The following is a 6,397-nucleotide window of genomic DNA, read 5'->3' on the forward strand; positions in this document are numbered from 1 at the left end:
CTCCTGAAAGATGTCGGACACTTGTACCCCACACAGGCAGCGCAGGCTGAAAGGCGTCGAACGATAGCCAAAGCCCGCCGGCTTGGCAAACCGCTCGGCCTAGGACTTCTTTTCCTCGCCTTGGGGCGCCTTATTGTCGCCCTTCAGCTTATAGGTGTAGCGCTCGTCCGGGAAACTGCGGCTGCGGACCTCCGCCGCATAGGCGGCTGCGGCGTCACCGATCAGGCCGCCCAGCTCGGCATAGCGTTTCACGAACTTCGGGGTGCGGAGCGACATGCCCAGCATGTCGTCGATCACCAGCACTTGGCCGTCGCAAGCGGCCGAAGCACCGATGCCGATGGTCGGCACCCGGACACTCTCGGTGATCCTCACCGCGAGCGGCTCGCTCACAGCTTCGACCACGATCATGAAGGCGCCGGCGTCGGCGACCGCGACCGCGTCGGCCACGATGGCGTCCCAGCCGTCGGTATTGGCGGTGCCGAGGGCCGCATAGCCGCCCAGCGTGTTGACCGATTGGGGCAGCAGGCCGATGTGGCCCATCACAGGCACGCCGCGGCGGGTGAGGAAGGCAATGGTGTCAGCCATCACCGCCCCGCCCTCGAGCTTCACCGCCGAGGCGCCGGTCTCCTGGAGAATGCGGACGGCATTGCGGAAGGCCTGTTCCGGCCCCTCCTCATAGGTGCCGAAAGGCATGTCGATCACGACCAGGGCCTTTTCGGCCCCGCGCACCACCGCAGCACCATGGGCGATCATCATGTCGATCGTCACAGGCACCGTGCTGGGCAGGCCATAGACGACCATGCCCAGCGAATCGCCGACCAGCAGCACGTCGGCATGCGGATCGAGCAGGCGGGCCATGGGCGCCGTATAGGCCGTCAGAACAACGACAGGCTCCCCGCCCTTGCGGGCGCGGAGCCTGGGAACCGTATTCGGCTTTACCGTCGTCGAGTGGACCGACATGGCGAGTACCTCGATCGACAGAGTGTGCGCAGTAAAATAAGGCTGTCAGTGCGGCGCGGCCGACCGGCCGATCACGCCACGCCGTCGCGCTGGGCCCGCTTGCGCGCCAGCTTGCGTGCACGGCGGACAGCTTCGGCCTTTTCGCGGGCACGCTTCTCGGAAGGCTTCTCGTAGTGGCCGCGCAGACGCATCTCGCGGAAGATGCCCTCGCGCTGCATACGCTTCTTCAGCGCGCGCAGCGCCTGGTCGATGTTGTTGTCCCGCACCAAAACCTGCATTCGACTGACCTTTTCCAGCACCATCGCCCATCTGCGGGCCGATCCGGTGCATCATCAGAAACAAAAAACCGTTCGGTGAAGGGATGCCGCTCCACCGGAGGAGCGCTGTATATCACGCGTCCGCAGCCTTGAAAAGCGCGACGCCGCCTGTTGCGGCCGGAAAGGCGAGGCGCCCTCGCCGATTTGGACATGCCGCCACTTTCTTTCCCCAATTGGCATGATAGTGTGCCGCGCCGGAGGGACCGCAGGGGGTCTCGATGTTCGGGCGGAAGGCCGTGGACGATTTGAGCGACAGCTTCAAACACGACGGACATGCGGTGCGCGCGCCATCAATGCTGCTGAAGTGGCTGCGCTCGCCTTTCAAGATCGGTGCGGTAGCACCGTCGAGCCGTGGGCTCGCGCGGGAAATGGCGGCGCAGGCCGACCTGTCGCGCCCCGGCCCGGTGATCGAACTGGGCGGCGGTACGGGGGCCATCACCACGGCGATCCTCGAACGGGTCGGTTTCGACCGTCTGTTCAGCGTCGAATTCGATCCGGAACTGGCGCAGACCCTGCGCCACCGCTTCCCCCGCCTGCACGTCGTCGAGGGCGACGCCTGCGAACTGGTCCAGCTGATGGCGGCGCGCGGTGTCGATCGGGCGTCCTGCGTCATCTCCGGCCTGCCATTGCTGGGTATGCCCCCCTCGGTCCAGCGCCGGATCGTCGAGTCCGCCTTCGCCCTGATGGGGCCGGGCGGACGCTTCGTGCAATTCACTTATGGCCCCACCTCGCCGCTCCGCCCCAATCTGGTGAAGCTGCTCGGCCTCCGGGCCCGGCGGGCCGGCCATGTCCTGATGAACATGCCGCCGGCGCGGGTTTGGTGCTACGAGAATGCCAACACCAACGAATAGAGTCGGTATCGCGCCGCTGAATAGTTTGGAGATGATGATGCGCAACCTAGTGAAAGGCCTGGTCCTCGGCGCCGGCCTCGCCCTGACCGGGGTGGTCGCCCTGCCCCAGGTCCCCGCCTTCGCTGCCGAGGCCGAGCCAGCGACCATCGCCTTCGTCGACGTGCCGCGCATCATGCGCGAGAGCGCTGCGGCGAAGAGCGTGCGCGCCCAGCTCGAGCGTCAGGAAAAGGCCTATGAGGCCGAAATCAAGGCTCAGACCGACAAGCTGCGCGACGAAGAAGACAGCCTGAAGAAGCAGCGCGCCTCGATGGCGCCCGACGCTTTCGCGGCCAAACAGCGTGATTTCCAGGGCAAGGTCGAGGCGCTGCGCCAGCAGGTCGAGCGCCGCCGCCAGCAGATGTCCTTCGCCCAGGACGATGCGATGAAAAAGCTGGAGCCGGTGTTCAACCAGGTGGTCGCCGACGTTGCCAAGGACGTGGGCGCCACCGTGGTCCTCGACACTGCCCGCGTGCTGGTCTCGTCGAACGGCCTCAACATCACCGACACCGTGATGCAGCACCTGGACGAGAAGCTGCCCAGCATCACTGTGAACTTCAACGCCCCGGCGACTCCGGTCGGCGGCGACTCGGGTTCGCCGTCGCTGGCCCCGCCGCTGCCGGCGGCCCCCGCCCGCCCCGCGAAGTGATCAGGGGGCGGGGCCGGTCGCGGCCGGTCCCGCCCGCCTCCCCTGCCGACAGCCGGCGGTTCTGTTAAGCTGCGGCCATCATGACCGAAACCGCCTCCCTTCCGACTGTCCACCTGCTGGCCGGACACGACCGCCGCGTCGCCGGCGGCCACCCCTGGGCCTATTCGAACGAGCTGCGTCTCGATCCGGAGACCAAAGCGATCCCGCCCGGCAGCCTGGTCCGCCTCGCCCGCGTCGACGGCCGCCTGCTCGGCATCGCCACCTTCAACCGCAACACGCTGATCGCGGCACGTCTTCTGGCGCGCGGCAGCGATGCCGCGGGACCGATCGACCGCGCCTTCTTCGAGCGCCGCCTCGGCGCCGCACGCCGCCTGCGCGAGCGTTTCTTCACCGCCCCCTTCTACCGCCTGGTCCATGCCGAGGGCGACGGACTGCCCGGCTTCGTGGTCGATCGCTACGACGGCACCGTGGTGGTCCAAGCCAATACCGCGGGCGCCGACCGCCTCACGCCGCTGCTGCTCGACGCCCTCGACAGCGTGATCGCACCGCAGGCCGTGGTGCTGCGGAACGACAGCGCCTACCGGGAGCTCGAGGGACTGCCGCGCGGCATTTCCCTCGCCCGCGGCGCCTTGCCCGCCAAGGTCGAGGTCTTGGAGCACGGCATCCGCCACGGCGTCGAACCGCTGGACGGCCAGAAGACCGGCTGGTTCTTCGATCTGCACGAGGCGCGCGGCCTGGTCGCCCGGCTCGCCGCGGGGGGCCGGCTGCTCGACCTCTGCTGCCACACCGGCGCCTTCGCCCTGGCCGCCCTCGCGGCCGGCGCCAGCTCGGCCCTGGCGGTCGACCGCGCAGACGCCGCCCTGGCCCAGGCCACCGCGACCGCCGCCGCCAGCGGTCTCGACGGGCTTATCGAATTCCGCCGGGCCGACATGTTCGACGAGGCGGAGCGCCTGGCGACGGCCGGCGCGCGCTTCGATGTCGTGGTCGCCGATCCGCCGAGCTTCGCCAAGTCGCGCAAGGACGTGCCCCAGGCACTCCGTGCCTATCGCAAGCTGGCACGCGAAGTGGCGGGCCTGGTCGCTCCCGGCGGCCTCCTCTTCATCGCGTCCTGCAGCCACAATATCGAGACCGGCGCCTTCACCACCGAAGTCGCCCACGGCATCGCCAATGCCGGGCGCGAGGGCCGTATCGTGGCGGCCGGCGGCGCCGGGGCGGACCATCCGGTGCATCCCCTGCTGCCCGAAACGGCCTATCTGAAATGGCTCGTGCTGGCGCTCGACTGATCGCCGGGCTCGCCGTGCTCGCCGCCCTCTGCGGCGCCGCGCGGGCCGAAACGGTCGACGTCGCCCTGGTGCTCGCACTCGACAGTTCGTCGTCGGTGAACCCGGACGAATATCTGCTTCAGGTCCAGGGCCTGGCCGCCGCCTTCGCCTCGCCGGAAGTTCAGGCGGCGATCGATGCCGGGCCGAACAAGGCGATCGCCGTCGCCGTCGTCGAATGGTCCAGCCCTGGGCGTCAGCATCTCGACATCGACTGGCAGAGGGTGACGGCGTCCGACGCCCCCGCCCTGGCCGAGACATTCGGCAATATGCCACGTTACGTCGAGGGCGGCGGCACCGCCGTAGGCGCCGGGCTGAATCGGGCCGGCGTCGTGTTGACTACGGTGCCCTTTCAGGCGACGCGCCGGGTGATCGATCTTTCAGGCGACGGCAAGAACAGCGCCGGCCCACCGCCCGATCCAGTCCGCGATTCGCTGGTCGCCAGTGGCGTCACCATCAATGCCTTGGCGATCTTGAACGAGGAGGCGGACGTCGACCGTTTCTTCGCCGCCAGCGTGATCGGGGGGCCCGGTGCCTTCGTCGAGCGGGCGCAGGACTACGAGGATTTCATCGAGGCGATCAAACGCAAGCTGCTGCGTGAGATCCGTGGCGAGGAACTGGTGGCGGCGCTCACGTCCGCTCGACCCTGAGCCGCGCCCCCTCGGCAGCGACTACCCTTACCCGGGTGCCGGCCGGTGAGTCGGGCCCGGTCACGGCCCAGCTGGTGTCGCCCAGGCGGATCCGGCCGACACCATTCGCGATTCCCTCGATCAGCACCGCCTCGCTGCCGACCAGGGCCTGGCTCCGCTGGTTCAGCGAGTCGCCGTCTTCGACAGCGGTCGCCCGCCGCAGCAGATTGTGGCCGAGCAGCAGAGACAGCGCAGTTGCCACCGCGAAGGTCGCGAACTGCACGTACCAGACCACCTCCGGCAGCAGCGCCACCAAGCTGCCGGCGGCGACGGCACCGATCGCCAGCCACAGGAAGATCACGCCCGGCGCCAGGATCTCCAGGATGATCAGGACCAGGGCGAAGGCATACCAGTGCCAGTAGACCAAGGAGAAATCCTCCGGCATCGACTCAGCCCTGGCCGCCGCCCGAAGCGCCGCCCCAGGGCTTCTGCGGCTTGGGCGCCGGACCGCCCACCCCCTGCCGGGTCAGCTCGGCGATGCCGGCGACCGCACCGATGATGCCGGTCGCCTCCAGCGGCAGGAAGGTGATCTTGTTGTTCGAGGCCGAACCGATGGTGGTCAGCGCTTCGATGTATTTCTGGCCCAGGAAGTAGTTCACCGCATCGGTGCCGCCCCCCTTGATCGCGTCGGAGACCATGGTGGTTGCGCGGGCTTCGGCCTCGGCGGAGCGTTCGCGCGCCTCGGCATCGCGGAAGGCGGCTTCGCGCCGGCCCTCCGCCTCGAGGACGGCGGCCTGCTTCTCGCCCTCGGCGCGTTTGATCGCGGCTTCGCGCGCCCCTTCCGCCTCCAAGATGACGGCGCGCTTCTCGCGTTCGGCCTTCATCTGGCGGGCCATGGCCTGGACCATGTCCTCGGGCGGGGCGATGTCCTTCAGCTCGATGCGGGTGACCTTGACGCCCCAGGGCTGGGTCGCGAGGTCGATCACCGCGAGGAGCTGATCGTTGATCTCGTTCCGCTTCGAGAGCACGTCGTCGAGCGCCATCGCGCCCATCTTCGAGCGCAGGTTGGTGATCACCAGATTGATCATCGCCGCGGTCAGGTTCTGCACCTCATAGGCGGCCTGGGCGGGATCGACGACCTGGTAGAAGGCGACCGCGTCGCAGGTCACGATCGCGTTGTCGAGGGTGATGATCTTCTGCGACGGCACGTCGAGCACGGTTTCCTGCGTGCTCATGCGGGCGCCGATGCGGTCGATCACGGGGAAGAGGAAATTCAGCCCCGGGCGCAGCGTGCGCATGTAGCGGCCGAAACGCTCCAGCGTGTAGGCGTGGCCTTGCGGCACCGTCTTGACGCCCATGACGACGACGATGACGACCAGAATCACGAGAACCAGTACAAATGCGCCGATGCCTTCCATCGTCCCCTCCGTCGCGTCCCCGGGTTTCATCCTATACCATCCCGGGGCCGCGATCAGCCGTGAGCCTTGTCACAGATGAAGATCCTCTGCGTCCAGAACGACCTGCGCACGCCGCCCGGCCTGGTCGGGCTGTGCATGATCGAGGCGGGCGCCCGTCTCGACGTGCTGGCGCCGCATCATCACTGGTCGAGCCTCGCCCCCGCCGCCGGCTCGCCCCT

At 68.3% G+C, this 6,397-nt stretch carries 8 protein-coding genes; 4 read left to right on the top strand and 4 right to left on the bottom strand.

The features are described 5' to 3' along the window. Positions 1-99: 99 nt before the first annotated feature. Entirely contained in the window at positions 100-960 is an 861-nt protein-coding gene (gene panB / locus WC493_RS21100) for a 3-methyl-2-oxobutanoate hydroxymethyltransferase (protein WP_373068242.1), read from the bottom strand. A 71-nt stretch (positions 961-1,031) separates the two neighbouring features. After that, entirely contained in the window at positions 1,032-1,238 is a 207-nt protein-coding gene (gene rpsU / locus WC493_RS21105) for a 30S ribosomal protein S21 (protein ID WP_109902776.1), read from the bottom strand. 257 nt (positions 1,239-1,495) lie between these two features. On the opposite strand from rpsU, the gene WC493_RS21110 reads away from it, so the two are divergent. The 4 genes from WC493_RS21110 (at position 1,496) to WC493_RS21125 (ending at position 4,782) form a co-directional block, all read left to right on the top strand. After that, entirely contained in the window at positions 1,496-2,128 is a 633-nt protein-coding gene (locus tag WC493_RS21110) for a class I SAM-dependent methyltransferase (RefSeq protein ID WP_373068244.1), read from the top strand. A gap of 37 nt (positions 2,129-2,165) precedes the next feature. Beyond that, complete coding sequence (locus WC493_RS21115; RefSeq protein ID WP_373068246.1) at positions 2,166-2,813, top strand: OmpH family outer membrane protein; 648 nt, start codon at positions 2,166-2,168, stop codon at positions 2,811-2,813. An 80-nt stretch (positions 2,814-2,893) separates the two neighbouring features. Next, positions 2,894-4,096: a class I SAM-dependent rRNA methyltransferase gene (locus WC493_RS21120; RefSeq protein WP_373068248.1), complete on the top strand. Its 1,203-nt coding sequence runs from the start codon at positions 2,894-2,896 to the stop codon at positions 4,094-4,096. Beyond that, complete coding sequence (locus WC493_RS21125; protein ID WP_373068250.1) at positions 4,072-4,782, top strand: DUF1194 domain-containing protein; 711 nt, start codon at positions 4,072-4,074, stop codon at positions 4,780-4,782. The genes WC493_RS21120 and WC493_RS21125 overlap by 25 nt, the downstream gene beginning before the upstream one ends. Here WC493_RS21125 and WC493_RS21130 read toward each other — a convergent pair. Together WC493_RS21130 and WC493_RS21135 are read right to left on the bottom strand one after the other, a co-directional pair. Continuing rightward, on the bottom strand, positions 4,763-5,188 hold the full coding sequence (locus WC493_RS21130; RefSeq protein WP_373068252.1) for an NfeD family protein: 426 nt from the start codon (positions 5,186-5,188) through the stop codon (positions 4,763-4,765). The genes WC493_RS21125 and WC493_RS21130 overlap by 20 nt on opposite strands. 22 nt (positions 5,189-5,210) lie before the next feature. After that, entirely contained in the window at positions 5,211-6,179 is a 969-nt protein-coding gene (locus tag WC493_RS21135; protein WP_373068254.1) for an SPFH domain-containing protein, read from the bottom strand. Between the last annotated feature and the right edge of the window lie 218 nt (positions 6,180-6,397).

This window comes from Zavarzinia sp. (assembly GCF_041650655.1).
In the GTDB taxonomy this organism is placed as follows: domain Bacteria; phylum Pseudomonadota; class Alphaproteobacteria; order Zavarziniales; family Zavarziniaceae; genus Zavarzinia.